Origin of the sequence: Pseudoxanthomonas sp. CF125 (genome assembly GCF_900104085.1) — a bacterium.
Lineage (GTDB): Bacteria > Pseudomonadota > Gammaproteobacteria > Xanthomonadales > Xanthomonadaceae > Pseudoxanthomonas_A.
Map to the genome: position 1 here is coordinate 612226 of NZ_FNLD01000003.1, position 20860 is coordinate 633085.

The 20860-nt window shown below is 61.4% G+C and carries 23 protein-coding genes and 1 pseudogene; 20 read left to right on the top strand and 4 right to left on the bottom strand.

Going from position 1 to position 20860, the window contains the following annotated elements; translation table 11 throughout:
- The first annotated feature begins 9 nt into the window (after window positions 1-9).
- The 9 genes from gyrB to BLR66_RS16290 all read left to right on the top strand — a co-directional run bounded on the left by gyrB (window position 10) and on the right by BLR66_RS16290 (window position 8566).
- The gene (gene gyrB / locus BLR66_RS16250) at window positions 10-2454 is read left to right on the top strand and encodes a DNA topoisomerase (ATP-hydrolyzing) subunit B (RefSeq protein ID WP_093289437.1); all 2445 of its coding nucleotides are present in this window, start codon (window positions 10-12) and stop codon (window positions 2452-2454) included.
- Window positions 2455-2461: 7 nt separating this feature from the next.
- On the top strand, window positions 2462-3277 hold the full coding sequence (locus BLR66_RS16255; RefSeq protein WP_255402723.1) for a CPBP family intramembrane glutamic endopeptidase: 816 nt from the start codon (window positions 2462-2464) through the stop codon (window positions 3275-3277).
- A gap of 68 nt (window positions 3278-3345) precedes the next feature.
- Window positions 3346-4137 (top strand): M48 family metallopeptidase, encoded by a 792-nt coding sequence (locus BLR66_RS16260; protein ID WP_093289440.1) that lies wholly within the window; start codon window positions 3346-3348, stop codon window positions 4135-4137.
- Window positions 4138-4269: 132 nt separating this feature from the next.
- Window positions 4270-5442, top strand: a complete 1173-nt coding sequence (locus BLR66_RS16265) for a heme biosynthesis protein HemY (protein ID WP_093289443.1) — start codon at window positions 4270-4272, stop codon at window positions 5440-5442.
- Window positions 5443-5713: 271 nt separating this feature from the next.
- Window positions 5714-6268: an energy transducer TonB gene (locus tag BLR66_RS16270; RefSeq protein ID WP_255402764.1), complete on the top strand. Its 555-nt coding sequence runs from the start codon at window positions 5714-5716 to the stop codon at window positions 6266-6268.
- Between the two features lie 103 nt (window positions 6269-6371).
- Window positions 6372-7121 (top strand): MotA/TolQ/ExbB proton channel family protein, encoded by a 750-nt coding sequence (locus BLR66_RS16275; protein ID WP_093289449.1) that lies wholly within the window; start codon window positions 6372-6374, stop codon window positions 7119-7121.
- A gap of 41 nt (window positions 7122-7162) precedes the next feature.
- Window positions 7163-7591: an ExbD/TolR family protein gene (locus tag BLR66_RS16280; protein WP_093289452.1), complete on the top strand. Its 429-nt coding sequence runs from the start codon at window positions 7163-7165 to the stop codon at window positions 7589-7591.
- 3 nt (window positions 7592-7594) lie between these two features.
- The gene (locus BLR66_RS16285; protein WP_093289455.1) at window positions 7595-8014 is read left to right on the top strand and encodes an ExbD/TolR family protein; all 420 of its coding nucleotides are present in this window, start codon (window positions 7595-7597) and stop codon (window positions 8012-8014) included.
- Between the two features lie 153 nt (window positions 8015-8167).
- Window positions 8168-8566 (top strand): ExbD/TolR family protein, encoded by a 399-nt coding sequence (locus BLR66_RS16290; RefSeq protein ID WP_093289458.1) that lies wholly within the window; start codon window positions 8168-8170, stop codon window positions 8564-8566.
- A gap of 36 nt (window positions 8567-8602) precedes the next feature.
- On the opposite strand, the gene BLR66_RS16295 is transcribed toward BLR66_RS16290, so the two are convergent.
- From BLR66_RS16295 to cls, 3 genes are all read right to left on the bottom strand, one after another.
- A complete protein-coding gene (locus BLR66_RS16295) occupies window positions 8603-9358 on the bottom strand; it encodes a pyridoxine 5'-phosphate synthase (RefSeq protein WP_093289461.1) in 756 nt (251 codons plus the stop codon).
- A gap of 31 nt (window positions 9359-9389) precedes the next feature.
- The gene (locus tag BLR66_RS16300) at window positions 9390-9653 is read right to left on the bottom strand and encodes a hypothetical protein (RefSeq protein WP_093289464.1); all 264 of its coding nucleotides are present in this window, start codon (window positions 9651-9653) and stop codon (window positions 9390-9392) included.
- Window positions 9654-9731: 78 nt separating this feature from the next.
- Window positions 9732-11186: a cardiolipin synthase gene (gene cls / locus BLR66_RS16305; protein WP_093289467.1), complete on the bottom strand. Its 1455-nt coding sequence runs from the start codon at window positions 11184-11186 to the stop codon at window positions 9732-9734.
- A 151-nt stretch (window positions 11187-11337) separates the two neighbouring features.
- Here cls and BLR66_RS16310 point away from each other — a divergent pair, with 151 nt between their 5' ends.
- From BLR66_RS16310 to BLR66_RS16355, 11 genes and pseudogenes are all read left to right on the top strand, one after another.
- Complete coding sequence (locus BLR66_RS16310; protein WP_093289470.1) at window positions 11338-12414, top strand: PA0069 family radical SAM protein; 1077 nt, start codon at window positions 11338-11340, stop codon at window positions 12412-12414.
- A gap of 550 nt (window positions 12415-12964) precedes the next feature.
- The gene (locus BLR66_RS19450) at window positions 12965-13348 is read left to right on the top strand and encodes a DUF4189 domain-containing protein (RefSeq protein ID WP_255402765.1); all 384 of its coding nucleotides are present in this window, start codon (window positions 12965-12967) and stop codon (window positions 13346-13348) included.
- A gap of 190 nt (window positions 13349-13538) precedes the next feature.
- Window positions 13539-14429 carry a hypothetical protein gene (locus tag BLR66_RS16320; protein WP_143014683.1) on the top strand — a complete coding sequence of 297 codons (891 nt, stop codon included), beginning with the start codon at window positions 13539-13541 and terminating at the stop codon, window positions 14427-14429.
- Window positions 14430-14487: 58 nt separating this feature from the next.
- Window positions 14488-14601: pseudogene (locus BLR66_RS19455) on the top strand (IS30 family transposase); the annotation flags it as partial.
- A 150-nt stretch (window positions 14602-14751) separates the two neighbouring features.
- On the top strand, window positions 14752-15546 hold the full coding sequence (locus BLR66_RS16325; RefSeq protein ID WP_255402766.1) for a DUF4189 domain-containing protein: 795 nt from the start codon (window positions 14752-14754) through the stop codon (window positions 15544-15546).
- Between the two features lie 293 nt (window positions 15547-15839).
- Window positions 15840-16532 (top strand): DUF4189 domain-containing protein, encoded by a 693-nt coding sequence (locus BLR66_RS16330; RefSeq protein WP_176943924.1) that lies wholly within the window; start codon window positions 15840-15842, stop codon window positions 16530-16532.
- A 57-nt stretch (window positions 16533-16589) separates the two neighbouring features.
- Window positions 16590-17033 (top strand): hypothetical protein, encoded by a 444-nt coding sequence (locus tag BLR66_RS16335; RefSeq protein ID WP_143014685.1) that lies wholly within the window; start codon window positions 16590-16592, stop codon window positions 17031-17033.
- 48 nt (window positions 17034-17081) lie between these two features.
- Window positions 17082-17546 (top strand): hypothetical protein, encoded by a 465-nt coding sequence (locus tag BLR66_RS16340; RefSeq protein ID WP_093289485.1) that lies wholly within the window; start codon window positions 17082-17084, stop codon window positions 17544-17546.
- A 74-nt stretch (window positions 17547-17620) separates the two neighbouring features.
- Entirely contained in the window at window positions 17621-18487 is an 867-nt protein-coding gene (locus tag BLR66_RS16345; protein ID WP_093289489.1) for a histidine phosphatase family protein, read from the top strand.
- 145 nt (window positions 18488-18632) lie between these two features.
- Window positions 18633-18968: a hypothetical protein gene (locus BLR66_RS16350; RefSeq protein ID WP_093289492.1), complete on the top strand. Its 336-nt coding sequence runs from the start codon at window positions 18633-18635 to the stop codon at window positions 18966-18968.
- Window positions 18969-19266: 298 nt separating this feature from the next.
- Window positions 19267-19785: a tetratricopeptide repeat protein gene (locus BLR66_RS16355; RefSeq protein ID WP_176943926.1), complete on the top strand. Its 519-nt coding sequence runs from the start codon at window positions 19267-19269 to the stop codon at window positions 19783-19785.
- 208 nt (window positions 19786-19993) lie between these two features.
- Here BLR66_RS16355 and BLR66_RS16360 read toward each other — a convergent pair whose 3' ends face one another.
- A complete protein-coding gene (locus tag BLR66_RS16360) occupies window positions 19994-20686 on the bottom strand; it encodes a 2OG-Fe(II) oxygenase (protein ID WP_093289498.1) in 693 nt (230 codons plus the stop codon).
- Window positions 20687-20860 lie beyond the last annotated feature (174 nt).

The window sequence follows — 20860 nt, forward strand, 5'->3', positions numbered from 1 at the left end:
ACGAAGCGCATGACCGAAGAAACCACTCCTGTCCCTACCCCCAACGGCAATTACGACTCCAGCAAGATCACCGTGCTGCGTGGCCTGGAAGCGGTCCGTAAGCGCCCGGGCATGTACATCGGCGACGTGCACGATGGCACCGGTCTGCATCACATGGTGTTCGAAGTGGTGGACAACGCCATCGACGAAGCCCTCGCCGGTCACGCCGACGATGTGGTGGTGAAGATCCTGGAAGACGGCTCGGTGGCGGTGTACGACAACGGTCGCGGCATTCCGGTCGATATCCACAAGGAAGAGGGCGTATCCGCGGCCGAAGTCATCATGACCGTGCTGCACGCCGGCGGTAAGTTCGACGACAACAGCTACAAGGTTTCCGGCGGTTTGCACGGCGTCGGCGTGTCGGTGGTCAACGCCTTGTCCGAGCATTTGTGGCTGGATGTGTGGCGCGACGGCTTCCATTACCAGCAGGAATATTCGCTGGGCGAACCGCTGTATCCGCTCAAGCAACTCGAAGCGTCCGACAAGCGCGGCACGCTGCTGCGCTTCAAGCCGGCGGCCGAGATATTCACCGATGTCGAGTTCCATTACGACATTCTGGCCAAGCGCCTGCGCGAACTGTCCTTCCTCAATTCGGGCGTCAAGATCACGCTCAGCGACGAGCGTGGCGAAGGCCGCAAGGATCTGTTCCAGTACGAAGGCGGCATCCGTTCTTTCGTCGAACATCTGGCCCAACTGAAGACGCCGCTGCATCCCAACGTGATCTCGGTGACCGGCGAGCAGAACGGCATCACCGTCGATGTCGCCCTGCAGTGGACCGACGCGTACCAGGAAACGATGTTCTGCTTCACCAACAACATTCCGCAGAAAGACGGCGGCACCCACCTGATCGGTTTCCGCGCCGCGCTGACGCGCACGCTGACCAATTACATCGAACAGAACGGCATCGCCAAGCAGGCCAAGGTCGCGCTGTCGGGCGACGACATGCGCGAAGGCATGATCGCCGTGCTATCGGTCAAAGTGCCCGATCCCAGCTTCTCCTCGCAGACCAAGGAAAAACTGGTCAGTTCCGAGGTCAGACCGGTAGTTGAGAGCACGTTCGGCGCACGTTTGGAGGAATTCCTGCAAGAACACCCCAACGAGGCCCGCGCCATCGCCGGCAAGATCGTCGATGCCGCCCGCGCCCGCGAAGCCGCCCGCAAGGCGCGCGACCTGACCCGCCGCAAGGGTGCGCTGGATATCGCCGGCCTGCCCGGCAAGCTGGCCGACTGCCAGGAAAAGGATCCGGCGCTATCCGAGCTGTTCATCGTCGAGGGCGACTCGGCCGGCGGTTCCGCCAAACAGGGCCGCAATCGCAAGAACCAGGCGGTGTTGCCGTTGCGCGGCAAGATCCTCAACGTCGAACGCGCGCGTTTCGACCGCATGCTGGCTTCGGCCGAAGTCGGCACGCTGATCACCGCGTTGGGCACCGGCATTGGCCGCGACGAATACAATCCGGACAAGCTGCGTTACCACCGCATCATCATCATGACCGACGCCGACGTCGACGGTTCGCACATCCGCACCTTGCTGCTTACTTTCTTCTACCGGCAGATGCCGGAGCTGATCGAGCGCGGCCACATCTACATCGGCCTGCCGCCGCTCTACAAGTTGAAGCAGGGCAAGCAGGAGATGTACATGAAGGACGATGCGGCGTTGAACGTCTACCTGGCCAACAGCGCGGTGGAAAACGCCGGCCTGATTCCCGCCGAAGGCGAACCGCCGGTCACCGGCGAATCGCTGGAGAAATTGCTGCTGTCCTTCGCCGGCGCGCGCGAGGCCATCGCCCGCAACGCGCACCGCTACGATGCGATCCTGCTGGAATCGCTGATCGATTTCTCGCCGCTGGACGCCGCGCATCTTGCGCAGAACGTCGACGAGCGCCAGGAATTGGATGCGCTGGAGAAGAAGCTCAACCGCGGCGGTATCGGCAGCGCGCGCTATGCGCTCACTCTGCAGTCGGCCAATGAGAACCGTCCGGCCGCGTTGCTGGCGACCCGCAAGCACATGGGCGAAGAACTGACCCAGGTGCTGCCGTTCTCCGCCTTCGAAACCGGCGAACTGCGTCCGCTGCGCGATGCGGCGGCGGTGCTGCACGGCTTGATCCGCGAAGGTGCGCAGATCGTGCGCGGCAACAAGACCCAGCCGATTTCGAGCTTCGCCGAAGCGCAGGCGTGGTTGCTCGATGAGGCCAAGAAGGGCCGCAGCATCCAGCGCTTCAAGGGCCTTGGCGAAATGAATCCGGAGCAGTTGTGGGATACCACGGTGAACCCGGATACGCGTCGTCTGCTGCAGGTGCGCATCGAGGATGCGGTGGCCGCCGACCAGATCTTCAGCACGCTGATGGGCGATGTGGTGGAACCGCGCCGCGAGTTCATCGACGCCAATGCGCTGAAGGTTTCCAATCTCGACGTCTGAGGCGAGCGTGAGCCAGGCGGTGGAGTCGCACGGCGCATCGCCTCCGCGTTCGCGCACAGGGCGTCCGCTTGCCGGATTCTTCCTGGATCTGGCGATTGCCATCGGCGCGCTGTTGGTTCTTTCCTTCGCCTGCGGAGCGGTCTGGGCCGCATTCAAGGGCGTGCAGATCGTCGTCCAGGGCGGGGCCACCGATCCGGCCAGCGTCATGCGTGCGCTGGGCGAACCCGGCGCCATCGCCATGATCTGGATGACGCTAGTCAGTACCGGCGGTGCGGCACTGCTGGTGTATGGGTGGCGGCGCCGGGCCACGCGCGAGGAGCGCGCGGTTTCCCGTCAGGCCATCCGGCGCATCGGCACCTGGGGTTGGGTGGTTGCGACGGGGGCGACCACCTTCCTGGTCAGTTCGGGCCTGGGCTTTCTTGGCCAGCATTTCGGCATCAAACCGCAACCGACCAACCTGGCATTGATCGAAGCCGCTTTCGCCGCGAGCCCGGTTTTCATGCTGTTGTTCGGGGTGTTCATCGCGCCGGCTTACGAAGAATTGCTGTTCCGCAGAGTGCTGTTCGGCAGACTGTGGGCGTCCGGGCGTCCCTGGCTGGGCGTGCTGCTGAGCAGCGCCGCGTTCGCCTTGATGCATGAAATTCCCGGCACCACCGGCAACAGCTGGCAGGCGACGGGCGTGCTTTGGCTTACCTATGGATTCATGGGCGCGGCCTTCGCGTTCGTCTACTGGCGTACGCGCACGCTGTGGGCCGCGATCGGAGCCCACGCGCTGAACAATGCCATAGCGCTGGCTTTGTTGAACCTGTCTGCAGGCAATTGAAAGCCTTTGGTTTGACGAAAAGTTAAGACGCCACTCGCCACACTCTGCATTCACAGGAGGGGCGTTGGATGAAGCACTGGATACTCTCGGCGGCGATCGTTGCCGCGCTGGCGGCTTGCGCCACCACAACGTCCTCCACGGGTCGCAGGCAGTACGTGGGCGGCGTTTCGGAACAGCAGCTCAATCAGCTGGGAGCGCAGGCTTTCGTCGAGGCGAAAAGCAAAGGCCCCCTGAGCAACGACGCCAAGCAGAACGCGTACGTGCGTTGCGTGGTCAATGCGCTGACCCGGCAACTGCCGGCGCAGGCCCAAAGCGTGGGTTGGGAGACGGCGGTGTTCGCCAACAGCGAACCCAATGCCTTCGCGCTCCCTGGCGGCAAGGTCGGCGTAAACACCGGTATTTTTACGGTGGCCAAGAACCAGGATCAGTTGGCGGCAGTGCTGGCGCACGAGATCGGACACGTGGTCGAGCGGCATCACGACGAACGCATCACCCGGCAGATGGGCGCCTCCAGCGCCGTGCAAGTGCTTGGAGCATTGGCCGGCGATTACGGCGCTCTGGCGACCCAGGGCGGCGGCCTGCTGGCGCAGACGGGTTTCCTGCTTCCGGGTTCGCGCGTGCAGGAAACCGAAGCCGATGTAGTGGGGCAGCGCTTGATGGCCGAGGCCGGATTCGATCCCGCCCAGGCCGTCAATCTATGGCAGAACATGATCGCCGCAGGCGGCGGCCGCCCGCCTGAATGGCTCTCTACTCATCCCAATCCGCAATCGCGCATTCAAGAACTGCGCAACCGCGCTGGAACGTTGACGCCCGCCTACCAGCAGGCGCGGGCTTCCGGGCGTATTCCGAAGTGCGGGTGACGAGGGATTTGCTGCGCCGCACCATGTCCAACCCTGTTTCCGAGCCATAGCCGTTTCTGTTAGCGTTGCCGCCCCCGAGCCCAGCCCGACGGCGTTCAAACCGGTCTTCGCAGTCCTTTAGAGGTGATCCCCATGTTGTTCCGCAATTGCAAACAAGCTTTGCTTTCCCTGGCAATCGTCAGCCTGCTGGGTACGGCCGCCGTCGGCGTCGACGCGCAGACGCGCGACCGATCGGAGCGCAGCAGCAAGAAGCAGGAAAACCTGTACCCCAACGCCACCCGCGAAGAGCCCAAGGCCAAAGGTGCGCCCAAGCTGCAAAGCAAACTGCAGAAGCTGATCGACATTTACAACAAGGACGACTACGCCGCTACCCGCACCCAGGCCGACGAGCTGGCAGCCAACCCGGCCGCCACCGATTACGACAAGGCCGTCGCCGCGCAGCTCGCTTCGCAGGCGGCCTACAACCTGGACGACATGCCCGGGACGATCGCTTACCTGAAACAGGCGGTGCAGCTCAACGCGCTCGACAACAACAGCCACTACCAACTGCTGTACATGCTGGCCGGCCTGCAGCTGCAGGAAGATCAATTGGCCGACGGCATCGCCACGCTCGACCGCTACTTCGCCGAAACCAAATCGCAAAAACCCGAAGAACTGGCGTTGAAGGGCCAGGCCCTGTACCAGCAGGAAAAATACGCTGAAGCCATTCCGGTGCTGAAGCAGGCCATCGAATCCTCGCCCGAACCCAAGGACAACTGGCAGCAGTTGCTGATGGCGTCCTACGCCGAGGCGGGCCAAGCGGGCGAAGCCACGCAGATGGCGGAGAAGATCGCCGCCAAGACCCCTGGCGACAAGAAGGCGCAGATGAACCTGGCCAGCGTGTACCTGCAAGCCGACAAGTACGACCAGGCCGCGGCCATCCTGGAGAAGCTGCGCAGCTCCGGCCAGATGACCGACGAGAAGGAATACCGTCAGCTCTACACCACCTACGCCAATATGGACGGCAAGGAGAAGGAAGTCATCGCCGTGATCAACGACGGCATGCAGAAGGGCGTGCTCAAGCCCGACCAGCAGACCTACCTGGCCCTGGCGCAGTCCTACTACTACTCCGACCAGATCGCGCCGGCGATCGAGGCCTGGCAGAAGGCTGCGCCGTTGTCAAAGGACGGCGAAACCTATCTGAACCTGGCCAAGGTGCTGTGGCAGGAAGACCGTATTCCCGAAGCCAAGCAGGCGGCCAAGTCGGCGCTGGAAAAAGGCGTCAAAAAACCCGAAGAAGCAAAGAAAATCATCGCTTTGCCCTGATTGTGAGATCCGGAAATTAGAGCTCCGGCACCCTGAAAAGATGGTACAGGCGTGGAAGATTGGTATAAGCTCGACACCCCCGCGCCGGAAACGGTTGCGGGTCCCCAAAATTTTGATGGCGCCGCTCCGTCGGCCCAAGAACTGAGCTCACTGGCGCATGGCTGAACAACTGGTCATTAACAACAGGTACCGCGACGAAGAGCAACCAGGCTTGAACTGGTCGCGCATCATCGGTATCGCTTTCGTCATCGCGCTGCACATGGCCGCATTCCTGTTGCTGCTGATCCCGGCCGTGGCCCCGCCTGCGGAAAAAGAGCAGGAACAGAAGACGATCGTGACCATCGTCGACGCGCCGCCGCCGCCACCCCCGCCGCCGCCGCCGCCGCCGCCGGACGAAACTCCGCCGCCGCCGATCAAGAACCTGGCGCCGCCCACCACCACCCCGTTGCCGCCGCCGCCCGAAGCGCCGCCGATCGACGTGGCCGAACCGCGCCCGACCGACACCTTCGTGCCGCCCTCACCGCCGGCTCCGCCCGCCCCGGTCCAGAGCATCGGCGCCAGCGTGGACATCTCGTCCAAGAACATGAATCCGCCGAAGTACCCGCCTGCCGCCGCCCGCGCCGGCATCCAGGGCACGGTGGTCCTGATCATCGACGTCGATGCCAGCGGCAACGTCACCAACGTAGCCGTCGAGAAATCCAGCCGTAACCGCGACCTGGACCGTGCCGCCATGGATGCTGCGCGTAAATGGCGCTTCAACCCCGGTAAACAGGGAGCCCAGAGCGTCGCCGGCCGCGTACGCGTGCCCGTTGACTTCAAGATGTAAAGCGCGGACAAGCTTCAAGCCGCACTAGCCGAAAACCGCATACACACCGCTGCAACCCCTAAACCCGCATCATTCTCATCATCACAAATAAAAGGTAAGCGTCATGCTGCAGGAAACCACCGCCGCTGCTGGAGGCAACAACGCCGCCCAGGCCCTGAACAACATGGGCTTTGAGCACCTTATTAGCGAAATGACCGCCACCCCCGGCTCGTATGTTGTTTCCTGGGTCGTGTTGATCACGCTGCTGATCATGTCCGCCCTGGCCTGGTACTGGACGATCATCAACTTCATCAAGAGCATGCGCCTGAAGGGCCAGGCCGAACGCGTCACCGGAAGCTTCTGGGACACGGCCAACGCCCAGGACGCCATCCGCCTGATGGAAGAACAGCCGCGCAACGAGCCGTTCTCCAAGATCGCGCTGGACGCCGCCCAGGCCGCTGCCCACCACCAGCGCAGCGAAGGCTCCAAGCTGGCCGAATCGCTGAACCGTTCCGAGTTCGTCGATCGCGCCCTGCGCCAGGCCGTCACCCGCGAGAGCTCCAAGCTGCAGGCCGGCATGACCGTGCTGGCGACCGTCGGCGCCACCGCGCCGTTCGTGGGTCTGCTGGGTACGGTGTGGGGCATCTACGGCGCCCTGATCCGCATCGGCGCCACCGGCCAGGCTTCCATCGACGCAGTGGCCGGCCCGGTGGGCGAGGCGCTGATCATGACCGCGCTGGGCCTGTTCGTCGCGATCCCGGCGGTGTTGGCGTACAACTTCTTCAACCGCACCAACAGCGCCACCAACGCCAAGTTCGACACCTTCGCGCACGACCTGCACGACTTCTTCGCCACCGGCTCGCGCGTCCGCTAAGCCTGCGTCGAATTCGCACAGATCAATAACGGAGCCCGAGAATGGCCTTCAGTAGTGGTAACGATAGCGGCGGCCCCATGGCCGACATCAACGTCACGCCCCTCGTGGACGTGATGCTGGTGCTGCTGATCATCTTCATCATCACCGCACCGCTGATGTCGCATAAGGTCCAGATCAAGCTTCCCGAAGCCAATCTGAACCAGAAGCCCGACGACGCGGCCAAGCGCGTGTCGCCGATCAACCTGGCGGTCAAGGAAGATGGTTCGCTGTACTGGAACGACGAGCGCATCACCAAGGAAATCCTGGAGTCGCGGCTGTCCAGCGCGGCCCAGCTGACCCCGCAGCCGCCGTTGAACCTGCGTGGCGACCGCACCACCAAGATGCGCACCATCAACGAAGTCACCAAGATCGCGCAAGAGCAGGGCATGCTGGATATCGGCTTCGTCGCCACCAAAGACAGGGGTCAATAAGCCATGGCATTCGCAACCGGTTCCGGCAAGGGCCAGCCGATGGCCGACATCAACGTCACGCCCCTGGTGGACGTGATGTTGGTGCTGCTGATCATCTTCATCGTGACCGCGCCGGTCATGACCTACCCGATCGACGTCGACCTTCCGCAACGCGTGATCAACCCGCCGCCGCAGCTGCGCGAGCCGCCGCCGCCGATCGAGTTGAAGATCGACGCGTCCGGCCAGGTGACCTGGAACAACAATCCGGTCCAGGTCAGCGCGGTGCAGGCGATGATGGAGAACGAGGTCCAGCGCGACCCGACCAACCAGCCGCTGCTGCAGATCGACGCCAACCCCGATGCACAGTACGACGTCATGGCCAAAGTGCTGGCCGCGGCCAAGAACGCGCAGATGCAGAAGATCGGTTTCGTCCAGCAGGAGTGATGCCTGGCGGGCGGTACCAAAAGAAAGCTTCCACGCCGCCTACGGGCGGCGTGGTCGTTTCCGGGTCGCCGATCCCAGGGAAGCAAGTCCGGCTTGCGGAGCGGGGAGGGCGGGAGTAGCGTGGGTCCATCCACCGACGCTCAGGAGTACGCCATGGCTTTCTCCGCTACCGCTCGCGATTCCGTCGTTGCCGAAATGAACATCACGCCGCTGGTGGACGTGATGCTGGTGTTGCTGGTGATCTTCATGGTGTCGGCGCCACTACTGACGAAAACGGTCGATGCCGGTCTGCCTCAGGTAACGTCGGACGATCCGGAAACGATCAAGCCACTGCAATTGCAGCTGGACATTGGCGACGATGGCTCCTACCGTCTGGACGGACGCTTGTTGCCACAGTCCGAACTGGGCGCTCGCTTGGGCGATGCAGCGCTCTCCGATCCACGCGTTGTACTACGCGTGCACGGCTCGTCCGGAGCCGATTATCAGCAGGTCGTTACCGTGCTGGCCGAAGCGCGCAAACAGGGCATCGCCAATCTGAGCGTGCAGCACTAAGCTGAAGTCGGAACGAGCGGCCGCGCGCTGCGGCCGTCACTGCGAGTCGGAAATAATCTGCAGATAGTTATGAACGGTGCGCTGCAGGCCCACATACAGCGCCTCGCTGATCAGCGCGTGGCCGATGGAAACCTCCAGCAGCTGCGGCATGGCTTCCAGGAATTCGGGCAGATTGGCCTGGCTGAGGTCGTGGCCGGCGTTCACGCCCAGACCCAGCGCCTGCGCTTCGCGTGCGGTGTCGATGCAGGTGGCGAGGGCAGCGCCCGCATCGCCCGAAGCTTGTGCGTGGGCGAAGGGGCCGGTGTAGATTTCGATGCGATCGGCACCGATTTCCCTGGCCAGGGCCAGCCCGGCGCCGCCAGCGTCCACGAATAGGCTGACCCGGCAATCCAGAGATTTCAGTTCCGCGATCAACGGGCGAAGACGTTCGGCGTCGCGGGCGAAATCGAAACCGTGGTCGGAAGTGAGCTGCCCATCGCCATCGGGCACCAGAGTGGCCTGGGCCGGACGCACCCGCTCGCACAGCGCCAGAAAACCGGGATAGCCCTCGCGCGGCGGAGCGAAAGGATTGCCTTCCAGATTGAATTCGACTTCGTGCTCCAGGGTCAGCGCCGCCAGCGCCAGCACATCGTCGGTACGGATATGGCGCTGGTCCGGGCGCGGATGCACGGTGATGCCGTGGGCGCCCGATTGCAGGCAGGTGCGCGCGGCGCGGACTACGTCAGGTTCGCCGCCGCCGCGCGAATTACGCAGCACCGCGATCTTGTTGACGTTGACGCTCAGCGCCGTCATCGCGCGCCTTCCCGCATCGGGAGATCCAGATTCAAGAATTGACCGGCGGCTCGGGCGGTTGCAATCCCGCCTTGCGCGCTTCGGCGATCTCGCGCAGACGGCGCAATTCCGCCGGATCGATCATCTGGCTTTCGTCGCGGCTGGTGCTGCCCACGCGCGCCGCGTACCAGCCCATGATCCAGGCGATGAACAAACCCAGCGAAGCCAGCAGACAGACCAACATCAACACCACCGACGAGGTCTTCAACGCGATCCCCATCGCCCCCAAGGCCAGCAGCAGGAATAGCCAATGCATGTTGTGCGTCCCCTCCAGACAATGGACGAAGTTTACTATTTCCGCCGCTGCGAAACGCCAACCCGTTCACAGCAATGTTCATAGCAAAGGCGACATAAGCCGGGCCAGCGCTTCGGGCAGGCGGTTGCGCCAGAGCGAGCGATTGCGCAGATCGTGCACGGGCTCGGAAGCGGCGATTTCCCCCTCCACGAGCTGGGCCAGGGTCGCGGCGATCGTGCGGTCGCGGAACAGCAGGGAGATCTCGAAATTGAGGCGGAAACTGCGATGGTCGAAGTTGGCGCTGCCGATGATGGCCAGGTCGTCGTCGCAGAGCAGGGCCTTGGTATGGAGCAGGCGCGGCCCGAATTCGTAGACCTTCACCCCGGCCGCCAGCAGCTCGTCGAAATAGGAGCGCGCCGCATAGGTCACCAGGCGCGAGTCGCTCAGCTTGGGCACGACCAGGCGCACGTCCAGGCCGCCCAGTGCGGCCGACGTCAGGGCCATGCGCGCGGCTTCGCCGGGCACGAAATACGGCGTCACCAGCCAGACCCGGCTGCGCGCCTCATGGATGGCAGCCACATGGGCGCGATGGATCGCCTCCCAGGAGGAATCCGGCCCGGAGATGAGCGTCTGCGCCGAAATGCCGCCCTGGATCCCGGGCTCGGTCGCCCGCCACAAGGTAGTGCCTTCGAAATCCTTGCGCTTCTGTCCGGTGGCATAAGCCCAATCCTCCACGAACACCAGCTGCACGCTGCGCACCACTTCGCCCTCCAGGCGCAGATGCAGGTCGCGGTAGGCGCTGTCGCCCAGGCGCTCGTCTTCTTCGTCGGTGATGTTGATGCCGCCGGTGAAGGCCACGCTGCCGTCCACCACCACGATCTTGCGATGGGTGCGCAAATTGACCCAGCTGCGGGTGAACGGGCGGAAGCGGGTAGGGTGGAACCATGCGAATTCGCCGCCGGCGTCCAGCAGCGGTTGCAGGAAGCGCCGGTTGACCTTCGACGAACCCACCGCATCCAGCAACAGACGCACCTTGACGCCTGCGCGGGCGCGTTCGGCCAGAGCATCGCGCAAGCGCGTGCCGATGCCGTCGGGCATGTAGATGTAGTACTCCAGATGGATATGGTTGCGCGCGCCTGCGACGGCGTCGAGTAGCGCGTCGTAGGTGGCGCCGCCATCCACCAGCAGCTGTACCGAGGTCGCGCTGGACGGTGGCAGGCCAGTGGTGGCCTGTCCCATCGAAGCCAGTTCCGAACAGTTGCCGTCGACCGGGCAGGAAGCGTCGTGCGATTCCATGCCCTTGCGCGAATGGTATCGGCGCAGACGCTGGCGGTGGATCTTCTGTGGACCCAGCAGGAAATAGATCAGGTAACCCAGATAGGGCAGCAGCGCCAGCGACAGCACCCAGGTAAGGGTGGCCACCGGCTCGCGTTTCTGCAGCACTATCCAGCCGCAGAGCAATACGATGTACAGCAGCCAAGCCAGGGTCAGGTACAACTTGAGGTGCGGGATCGCCCACAGCGCGTGCCACAGGTTCTGGAAGGTTTCGAGCATGGACCGATACTAGGGCCTGCCGCTGAAACAACCAACCGTAGGTCGGGGCTACGCCCCCGACGTGCGAGGGGTCCGGGTTGCCGTGCGTCGGGGGCGTAGCCCCGACCTACGTGTCGCCTGTCTTGAGACGGCGCGGCGCTAGGATTGGCGCATGGGCGAGTTGATCAAAGGCCGCGGCTCAACCGGCTACTTGCCGGGCCGCTTCGAAGTGACGGTCAGCCAGGGCGTCGACGACGGTTGGCACGCGCAGCAGGAAGAGGAATTCGCCTCGGTCCTGCCGCGCACCCAGGTGCGCGAGGAAACCGCGCGCAGCATCATCACCCGCAACAAATCGCCGGACATCTTCTTCTCGCAGTCAGTCAATCCTTACCGCGGCTGCGAGCATGGTTGTTCGTACTGCTTCGCGCGTCCTTCGCATGCCTACCTGGGCCTGTCGCCAGGCCTGGATTTCGAAACCAGGATCTTCGCCAAGACCAACGCGCCGGAGCTGCTGCGCCGCGAACTGGCCAAGCCCGGCTATCAGGTCAGTCCGATCGCGCTGGGCATCAACACCGACGCTTATCAGCCGATAGAACGCAAGCTGCAACTGACCCGCAGCCTCATCGAAGTCTTCGCCGAAACCAAGCATCCGTTCTCGCTGATCACCAAGAACGCATTGGTCACGCGCGACCTCGATCTGCTGGCGCCGTTGGCGCGCGAAAACCTGGTCAGCGTGCATTTCTCGGTCACCTCGCTGGACAACCGTCTTTCCGCAGCGCTCGAGCCGCGCGCCTCGGCACCGCACTCGCGCCTGCGCGCCATCCGCGCGATGCGCGAAGCCGGTGTGCCGGTCGGCGTCATGGTGGCGCCGGTAATCCCATGGGTGAACGACAGCGAGCTGGAAGCCGTGCTTGAGGCGGTGCGCGAAGCGGGGGCCGGATCGGCCGGCTATGTGCTGCTGCGGTTGCCGCACGAAGTAGCGCCGTTGTTCCGCGACTGGCTGCAGACGCACGTACCCGACCGCGCTGCGCATGTCATGAGCACCATCCAGCAGCTGCGCGGTGGCAAGGACTACGACTCGGCGTTCGGCAAACGCATGCGCGGCGAAGGCGTGTATGCGGATCTGCTGGAGCGCCGTTTCGCGCTGGCACTGAAACGCTATGGTTTTCCGGCGCGGCAACCGCGCGGACTCGATTGCACCCGCTTCATCGCGCCGCGTGCGCCGTCACCGCAGGGCGAGTTGTTCTAGCCGGGTTTCTGCCGATCCAGGGTAGGGCAAGCCAAAACGCCAGATGTGTGAGTGAAGGCACAGTGGTGCCGATTCATTGTGCCCCTCTTCCGTAGGTCGCTAGAATCCAGGCCCTGCGATCCGAACAGGTTCGCATGCGGCAATTTTTCCCTGGGATTGGGTGCAAAGCATGGACAGGTTGATTCGCCTGGCGGCCAAGGTGCCGCTAGCGAATTCGGTTTTTGAACGGCCTGCGCGTCGGCGCCCACCTCGCCCCTTCTTTAATGTGACTCGGCTAACACTGGCTATCGCCGGTGTCATTCCCTTTTCTTCGTTCGCGCAGAACGCCAACGAAAATGAGCGGCAGCATCCGCAGCGGAGGGGCGGTTCCAAGCAAACCGGCACCACTAAGACGCACTCCCTTGCGTCGAATCGAAGGGATCTGATCGTGCTTGAAAATCTCTTGCGTAGTTTGCTCGTGATGGGTGCGGGGTTGCTCTGGACTGGGGAGGTGCACGCTGAAGGAGGGAGTTGTCCTTCGGGCTATTACCCTGTTGGCGGGCAGGGAACCATGGGCTGTGCCCCACTTCCGGGATCCGGAAATCAGCAGGCCCCGCTACCACCAGCCCCGCAGTGGGAGCGTCGGTGGGGGGCGATTGCGACGGACGGGCCAAACGACGCTCTAGGCGTAGCTACCGACAAGCGGAGCAAGCGAGAAGCCTCGCAAATAGCAATGCAGGATTGCAAATCAAAAGGCGGCGTGAGTTGCAAGATCGACGTTGCATATGACAACCAGTGTGCCGCGGTTGTCGTGGGCGATGGAGGATACAACGTAGGCAATGCCGCCACGGTGGATATTGCAGTTGCATCAGGCATGAAGACGTGTCGTGACGGTGGGCTCACCAACTGCCACGCCTATTACACCGCCTGCAGCCTGCCGGTGCGCATCCGGTAAGTGCCATGCACGTCATCGCTTGCGACCAGTTCAGCTGCTTGGGTGCAACCCATGGCAACGAAAGCGGACAGATCAATCGAGCACAGAGGACAAATCCGTCCCCATTTTTCCAAATGAGTAAGCGCGTTCCCGGCTTCTGATGCTTATGCAAATCGCGGCAATTCCAATGACAATCAACCAAGGAAAAAATATGAACTCTCTCAAATACATTTACTCCCAGGTTCTGATTGCATCAAGTCTGGCTGTTTTCCAGATACCTGCCTTCGCCGACACGATCTCATTCGATTCGGCCAACGAAATAAGGGGCCGAGTCGTCGGCCCCATTACTTCGGGTCAAGCCGAAGACTGGATGGATGGCACGCAGATCAAAGCCTATTACCTCGAAACAGAACGGCCCATGCTGCTCAATGACCCAAAAAGCTCCTGCGGCGCTCAGCGCATCGAGCGGTTGCCGATTCTGTCGGAAGGGATGGCCCGATACAAAAACAAGTACGTCAAGATCTCCGCCTCGATTCAATGCGTTGAATCGAAACTGGGCAGTTACGCGATCGATCGTGTCGATGCCATAGAGGACTCCACCAGCAGTGCGCTGCCTCCCATGGTGGCCAATCTGCCCAATGTGTCCTGCAACCGCCCGAAAAGAGGATGGAACCAGGAGTGCGCATCCGACGGTTGGCGCATCTTGATCGACGCCAAAGGGTGCAGCGCGAAGAAGGGCGCCTATGGCAAGGTCCAGGCCGACGGCGAGGCCACCGTCAAGCTACGGCGCTCGCTGCCTCCGGCGCAGTCCGATGTCGAAGCGAAGCTCGGCGACGGGCAGTTCGTTTGCGTCGCAGCCACCGCGCGTGAATCCACCAGCAACCAGCCCCAGTGGTACTACCTGATGGCCATCCCGGTGCAGTCGGTCAAAGCCTGCGCCGCCAAGTCGTTCTGCGCAAGACCCGGCGACCTGCCCATCGAATGGATGCGACCCACGTCCGGTCAACGCTGCCACGCGAATGCTCGCAGCCGGTATGAAGGCGACTGCGCTGCGGGGTGGGTCAAGGCCGAGGAATTCGGTGAGTTTTCGATGGGCCTTTGAAGCCCGGAGTGACGAGACATGGCAAGAATGAGATGCCCCTATCAGCGCAGCACCAATGAACACCAACGAATTAATACGTTGGTACTTCCATAAAGGCACCGTTATGAACAGATATTACGAGCATGAACTCAACACAGTGGCCGCCACCCTCAATGGCAGGTCTCGTAAGACCCATGAGAGGTTCTGCGAAATGCGTTTCTTGGACGTGCATCGAGTTGCACGGATGCTTCTGATCGGGCTGCTCGCCTGGTGTCTTTGGCCAGCCACAGCTCAGGCGCAGCAGGCCTATGTCTGCGGCTCCGGCCCTGGCCCAGGCGAGCGGATGGTCGGGTGGACAAATGGCGCCGGTCCGCGGGCCAGTGACGCCATCGCCGCGCTTCCGCTGTGCGTGCGCGATGGTCCCGCCCCACCCCCGCAGGCGCCTGTCAGCATCTATGCAGCGATTGCTTGGCATCCCGATGCCGCCGACATTTGGGTAGACGGCAATTACACCGGTCCTAATGCCGCCGAGCGCGGGGCGCTCGAAATGTGCAACCAAGTGATGGGCGGCGGCTGCACTTCGACCGGTGAATGGTCGAACTCGTCGATGACGGTCATCCGCGACCGCGCCGGAAATTTCTATAACAGTTGGAACGGCCAAGATAGGGCTGGGCGTCGGCAAGCGCTGGCCGAATGTTCAGCCAAGCAACTGCTGCCGTGCGAGGTTTTTGCGACCATCCGCTCAACCACCAACCGGCGTTCGCCCGGCGCTTCCGTGCGCAAATTCTATGCGGCGTCGGCCTGGGTCGATGGCACCGAGGGAAATGACAACAAGCTCTACGTCGCAAGCGGCTATCGCAGCGCAGATGCCGCAATCGCCGCAGCAATCAAGTCGTGCAGCGACGCCACTTCGCGCCCGTGCAAAACCAACATGTGGACCGGCAACGGGTTCATCCAGGCCTATAGCGTGGATGCCGGCGACAGCGCGACCGTTGAAACTTCCGCCAAGCGTGCGCAGGAGGCCGCCCGGCTGAATTGCAAGAAATTGAAGAGCACCACTTGCGAACTTCAGGCGCTGTTCGACAGCCGCAAGCCTGGGTTGTTCGTGCACGATTTCACCAAGACCAAGGCTAGGTAGCTCGTCAGCAGATTATCGAAGAAACAGGGCACATCTATTCACTGAGCGGACAGAAAATAGATCTGTCCCTTTTCTTCCTCTCAGACGCACTCTCATGCGCCGAATCGAAAGGACTTGATCATGTTCAAAAATTCCCTGCGTATATTGCTGTTGACGGGCGCGGGATTGCTATGGGCTGGCCTCGCACAGGCGCAATGCCCCCCAGGCATGTACCATTTCAGTTTGCACCCAATCAGCCGTCCTCTTGCGCGCCTATTCCTGGGAATGGCAATCAACAGGCGCCGCAAGCTCCCGTGAGCAGCTATGCGGCGATTGCCTGGCATCCCGATGCCGCTGACATCTGGGTGGACGGCAACTACACCGGCCCCAATGCCGCCCAGCAGGGTGCGCTTGAAATGTGCAACCAAGTGATGGGCGGCGGCTGCACCTCGACCGGTGAATGGTCGAACTCGTCGATGACGGTTATCCGCGACCGGGGCGGAGATTTCCATAACGGCTGGAATGGCGAAGGTAGGGCTGGACGTCGGCAGGCGCTGGCGGAATGTTCGGCCAAGCAACTGTTGCCGTGCGAGGTTTTTGCAACCATCCGCTCAAGCACCAGCCGACGTTCGCCCGGCGCCTCCGTGCGTAAGTTCTATGCGGCGTCGGCCTGGGTCGATGGAACCGAGGGAAATGACCACAAGCTCTATGTCGCAAGCGGCTATCGCAGCGCCGATGCCGCAATCGCCGCAGCAATCAAGTCGTGCAACGACGCCACTTCGCGTCCGTGCGTAAACAACATGTGGACAGGCAACGGGTTTATCCAGGCCTATAGCGTGGATGCCGGCGACAGCGCGACCGTTGAAACCACGGCCAAGCGCGCGCAGGAGGCCGCCAGGGTGAACTGCAAGAAACTGAAGAGCGCCACTTGCGAACTTCAGGCGCTGTTCGACAGCCGCAAGCCTGGACTGTTCGTGCACGAATTCACCAAGACCAAGGCGAAGTAGTTCCTCTGTGACCAGCAACAAATCGACAGTCCACGCGTGAAAACAAAGAGAGAAAAGATGATCCGTTCGTTTCCCAGAATTCCAGCCGCTCTGCGCCACGCGTCTTCGGCGATACTGGTTTGCGCAGCTTCTTTAGCGATGCCCGTCTTTGCTCAGGATGGGACAGCCTCTGCCGCCTCCCATGACATCGGTGATCTAAAACACGCCGGGCCCGACTGGGTTCGCGGCAAAGTGGCCGAGGTTTCCGCAACGGCCTCGGGCATTCTGGTCGTATTCAAGAAAAGCATCGTCCCTGCGAACTGCAAAAAATCCGGCTCCTATCGTATTTTGATACGGCAGCAAGATACATCTATGACGCATCTGTTCATGACGGCATGGGCGAGCGGCAAGCACAACTTCCGGATAAGTACGTTGCCCTACACCAGTACCCCTCCGATCAATCCCTACATTCCGGATCGAGGCGACAACTACTGCACTGCGCTTCAGATAGACGTGAAGTAGCGTTTGCGACTTCGGACTCCCCTGCAACCTGCAAGGCAAAGAACGCACATGCGAATCGAAGAATCCGATACTCCCCGCTCCCGGGCAGTGAATGCCGTCTCGCATCTATCAACAGGCATCAGCGCCGCGCTGTTTATCCTGTGTTTGTTTCTTCCTGCCTACACTGTTTTCGGAAAACTAGAGCTCCACAGTACGGTCGGCTTCGAGGTGCTGATCATTGGATGGTTCGGCATCTTGGATTCCATGCTTGAGTGGTACGCGAATCCTCTGCTCGTCATTTCATGGTTCCTAATAGCCTTCAGGATTCGCGCTGTTGGTTTGATCTTTTCCACAGGCTCCCTCTATCTCGCCCTGTCGTTCCTTGGCAGGACGCAGATGATCCTGGACGAATCCCCCCACTATGGAAACATCGTTTCCCGAGATCTAGGGTATTGGGTGTGGATCGCCAGCATATCGTTCTCTATCGCGGCCGCCGTGATCCCTCTCGCTTACAACCTCACTAGAAGACGCTGACAGTCCATTCACGCCGCCGACGCTTCCCGGGTCGTCTCAACTCATGCATTAAACAAGGCGGAGAAAGAACGCCCATGGAAAAATCCCAATACGGGTCCCTTCGAATGAGCGCCACTACGGAAGCTCGCTTGAGAATGCCAAGCCGCATGGTGTTGATACGGCATGGTGAAAGCCAGGGCAATATTGTGCAGAAGGCGATCAAGAAGAAAAAGATTGCCGCTTACCCCGAAGGATTCAACGAAGTTCCAGATAGGGAATTCCGTCTGTCCAAGCGCGGGCAAGAGCAGGCCAAAACCACCGGCTCCTGGCTAAAAACCCAGTATCCGAACGGCTTCGATATCATCTACGTTTCGGACCATATTCGCGCACGCGAGACGGCGGCATTGGTCTGCGAATCCGCAGGCTGGCACGACTGCCAGATCAGAATCGATCCGCTACTTGGCGAGCGCTCCTGGGGAAACTTTCAAACCGCCCACGAGCACAAAAGAGACGCGCTTATGGCGCTACGCAAGCGGGACCCATTGCATGCGGCATTTCCCGATGGTGAGTCTCTTCTATTTACTAGGCTTAGAGCCCGCAATCTAATTCAAAAGGCGGCAACGCAATTTGCGGACAAGCGTGTTCTGATATTCTCACACGGCGAGTATATAGAGGCGTTCTGGAGCGAGCTGGCGCATTGGTCAACGGAAAAATCGGTGGAATTTTTTCACTCCAACGCTGGAAATGTCCGAAACTGCCAAGTCGTGGAATTTTCCAACTCCAATCCGCATACCTTGAGTGATGAAGGTTTGTTGCGGTGGGTCAAAAGTTCTTGTCCATACTTCGAAATATATGGCCAATGGAGTGAGCTATCCTATAGAAAGTTCAACCCAAGAGAATTATTGGAAATGGTGAATAAGTATCCGCACCTTGATTTGGGATCTCTGGAAAATCGGGAATGACCTCAGAGAGATGTGCTGCGCGATATTGCGCTTAGGCCCAAAAAAGGCGGACCGATTTGGTTTCTGTGCCAGATTAATAGTTGGATGAAGGGAGCAGAATAAGAAGCTTGACCCATTTTCTTCCAATGGATTCGCGAGATAACCAATGATCGACACCATTTTTTCGCGCAAGAACAAACAGGCGTATGCCGTTGTCGATTACTCGCAAGACGAAGAGATCGAGTTCTACTTTCGTGGGCGCATCATAGAGAACAGTTTTCCGGCTGAGCTGCTGGCGCTCATCGAGGAGTACAACGGCATCGTGGACGACATGGCTTTATCTCTTGTGGACGGAGCCGAAGAGAAAATCTACGCCTACGACCTTAGCCTCAAGGCAAGGGATTCGAGAATTTTCAATATCTCGATCAAGAACAAGGACGAAATCTCGTTCTTCACCAAGTACCCGACCGGCGACGGTTTCAGAGACGAGTACCCGGTGTAATCGCATTGTTGACGACGCCCTCGCCGGCACGGCGCACCCTATTCATCGCCGAGCCGCAGTGGCCAGTTCACGCAAATCCTGTTTCCTGCCCCGCGCCGTCATCGCAGGCGAACGGCCCCAGCAGCCGCGCGACAGATGATCGCCGGGGATCCGAAACGCGCTAAGCTTGTTCAATGGCGCGCAACTGAATCGCAAGTATCGAAGTGGCGCCATTGCTTGGGGAAGCAAGAAGAATCCAGAAGAACGGGTCAATCAGGGTCGGCACATGGTTGCCTGGCCTCTCATCAAGGGGATACCAATGAAATTCAGTTCCATGTCGATTGCCGCAGCGCTATTCGTTCTGGCCGTTCCGGCCGCTTTTGCCGCGCAGGAAGTCGCGCCGTCGCAGTACCACGGCAAGGACAAGCAGGAGGCCGCCCGCGCTCTGCTCGAAGTGGCCAAGGTGCAGGCCGGGAAGGGCAGCTGGGAGCGCATCGCGATCGGCCGCATCTACTACCTGGGCGGTTTCAAGGCCGAAGGCCAGGCGATCTTCGACGATGTGCTGGCCAACGATCCGGAAGGCACCGATCTGTTCCGCATCGCGCGGATCTACCGGCAGGCCGGCGAATGGGAGCGTGCCAAGCCCCTGTTCGAGCGGGCTTTGCAGGAGAAGCCGAAGGATGTCCAGGGCATAGCCGAACTGGGTGCCTACTACATGCTGCTCGGCGACCGCGCTACCGCCGAACAGCTGTTCGACCGCTCTTTCCAGCGCGAAGACGAGCTGTGGTCGACAGTCGCTGCGGCCGGCAGCTACCTGGACGTACCGCCGCAGGAGTAATTCTGCCGCCAGACGTGCACGGGTGTTTCATGTAGAGCCGAGCTTGCTCGGCTCTTGTCGTCATCCCAGCGAAAGCTGGAGGCGCTCTTCAACAGCCGTATGGCTGGTCATCCATTTCGCTTTTGTTCTTGCTTCTGCTTTTCCCTTCGAAAGCAGGGTCAAGATCAAAATGGATCCCAGCTTTCGCTGGGATGACGGCAACGGAGGATCAGCTGGCTGCGTAAAGCTTCTCCGCCGGCTGGAACAGGATCCAGCTGGTGGCGATGAACTTGTCGCCGTTCTGCGGGCGGTTGCCGCGGTGGGTGTGGGTGAAGGCGGTGGGCGCGATCAACAGGCTGCCGGTGCGCGGTTCGATCTTGCGTTGCTGGAACAGGAATTCGGTTTCGCCTTCCTCGAAGCCGTCGTTGAGATACAACGTCCACAGCAGGTGCCGGTGCAGGGTTTCGGCGCTGGCGTCGCGTGGGTACAGCTCGCAATGCCAGTATGGGTAGCCGCCTTCGCCCGCCGAATACCACTGCAGGTTGATCGCGCCGGGACGCAGGCAGGCGCGTGCCAGTTCGGCCACCGCCTTGTCGTCCATCGCGGCGAAATCCTCGGCCTGTAGGCGCCGCGATCCGCCACTGGCGTCGGGCTGCTGCAGCATCAGCGGCGAGATCAGCACCTGCGGATACTTGCGCAGATAGCCCAGCAGTCCGGCGAAGATGGCCTGCTGCAGGCGCGCATCTACTTCGGCCCAGTCTGCATTGCCGCTGATGCGCAGATCGCGGCTGTGCTTGAGTTCCGGATATACGCCGCCGCCTACGCGGCCGGGTTGCAGACGGTCGCTGCCGCGCATCCGCGCGACGATGGCCTCGCAGGTGGCGCGGTCCAGGGCGTCGTCGATGACTTCAATGAAATCCATGCAGGCAGATACTCTATGCGGACCTGCGCAACTTTATCGCGGAATCGTGCTCGCTGGCGGAGATCGATCTCGACCCCGAGACTCCGTAGCAGCGAGGCGCGAGCAGTGTCGTGGGAGCGGCGTCCCGTCGCGAGCTGTTGCTTGTGTTCGGCTTTCTGGCTAGAGCTCGCGGCG

Bases quoted from the DNA above. Each gene is read 5' to 3' on its own strand.
- gyrB (WP_093289437.1), top strand. From the start codon at position 10: ATGACCGAAGAAACCACTCCTGTCCCTACCCCCAACGGCAATTACGAC.
- BLR66_RS16260 (WP_093289440.1), top strand. From the start codon at position 3,346: ATGAAGCACTGGATACTCTCGGCGGCGATCGTTGCCGCGCTGGCGGCT.
- BLR66_RS16265 (WP_093289443.1), top strand. From the start codon at position 4,270: ATGTTGTTCCGCAATTGCAAACAAGCTTTGCTTTCCCTGGCAATCGTC.
- BLR66_RS16275 (WP_093289449.1), top strand. From the start codon at position 6,372: ATGCTGCAGGAAACCACCGCCGCTGCTGGAGGCAACAACGCCGCCCAG.
- BLR66_RS16280 (WP_093289452.1), top strand. From the start codon at position 7,163: ATGGCCTTCAGTAGTGGTAACGATAGCGGCGGCCCCATGGCCGACATC.
- BLR66_RS16285 (WP_093289455.1), top strand. From the start codon at position 7,595: ATGGCATTCGCAACCGGTTCCGGCAAGGGCCAGCCGATGGCCGACATC.
- BLR66_RS16290 (WP_093289458.1), top strand. From the start codon at position 8,168: ATGGCTTTCTCCGCTACCGCTCGCGATTCCGTCGTTGCCGAAATGAAC.
- BLR66_RS16295 (WP_093289461.1), bottom strand. From the start codon at position 9,358: ATGACGGCGCTGAGCGTCAACGTCAACAAGATCGCGGTGCTGCGTAAT.
- BLR66_RS16300 (WP_093289464.1), bottom strand. From the start codon at position 9,653: ATGCATTGGCTATTCCTGCTGCTGGCCTTGGGGGCGATGGGGATCGCG.
- cls (WP_093289467.1), bottom strand. From the start codon at position 11,186: ATGCTCGAAACCTTCCAGAACCTGTGGCACGCGCTGTGGGCGATCCCG.
- BLR66_RS16310 (WP_093289470.1), top strand. From the start codon at position 11,338: ATGGGCGAGTTGATCAAAGGCCGCGGCTCAACCGGCTACTTGCCGGGC.
- BLR66_RS19450 (WP_255402765.1), top strand. From the start codon at position 12,965: ATGGGCTGTGCCCCACTTCCGGGATCCGGAAATCAGCAGGCCCCGCTA.
- BLR66_RS16320 (WP_143014683.1), top strand. From the start codon at position 13,539: ATGAACTCTCTCAAATACATTTACTCCCAGGTTCTGATTGCATCAAGT.
- BLR66_RS16325 (WP_255402766.1), top strand. From the start codon at position 14,752: ATGGTCGGGTGGACAAATGGCGCCGGTCCGCGGGCCAGTGACGCCATC.
- BLR66_RS16335 (WP_143014685.1), top strand. From the start codon at position 16,590: ATGATCCGTTCGTTTCCCAGAATTCCAGCCGCTCTGCGCCACGCGTCT.
- BLR66_RS16340 (WP_093289485.1), top strand. From the start codon at position 17,082: ATGCGAATCGAAGAATCCGATACTCCCCGCTCCCGGGCAGTGAATGCC.
- BLR66_RS16345 (WP_093289489.1), top strand. From the start codon at position 17,621: ATGGAAAAATCCCAATACGGGTCCCTTCGAATGAGCGCCACTACGGAA.
- BLR66_RS16350 (WP_093289492.1), top strand. From the start codon at position 18,633: ATGATCGACACCATTTTTTCGCGCAAGAACAAACAGGCGTATGCCGTT.
- BLR66_RS16355 (WP_176943926.1), top strand. From the start codon at position 19,267: ATGAAATTCAGTTCCATGTCGATTGCCGCAGCGCTATTCGTTCTGGCC.
- BLR66_RS16360 (WP_093289498.1), bottom strand. From the start codon at position 20,686: ATGGATTTCATTGAAGTCATCGACGACGCCCTGGACCGCGCCACCTGC.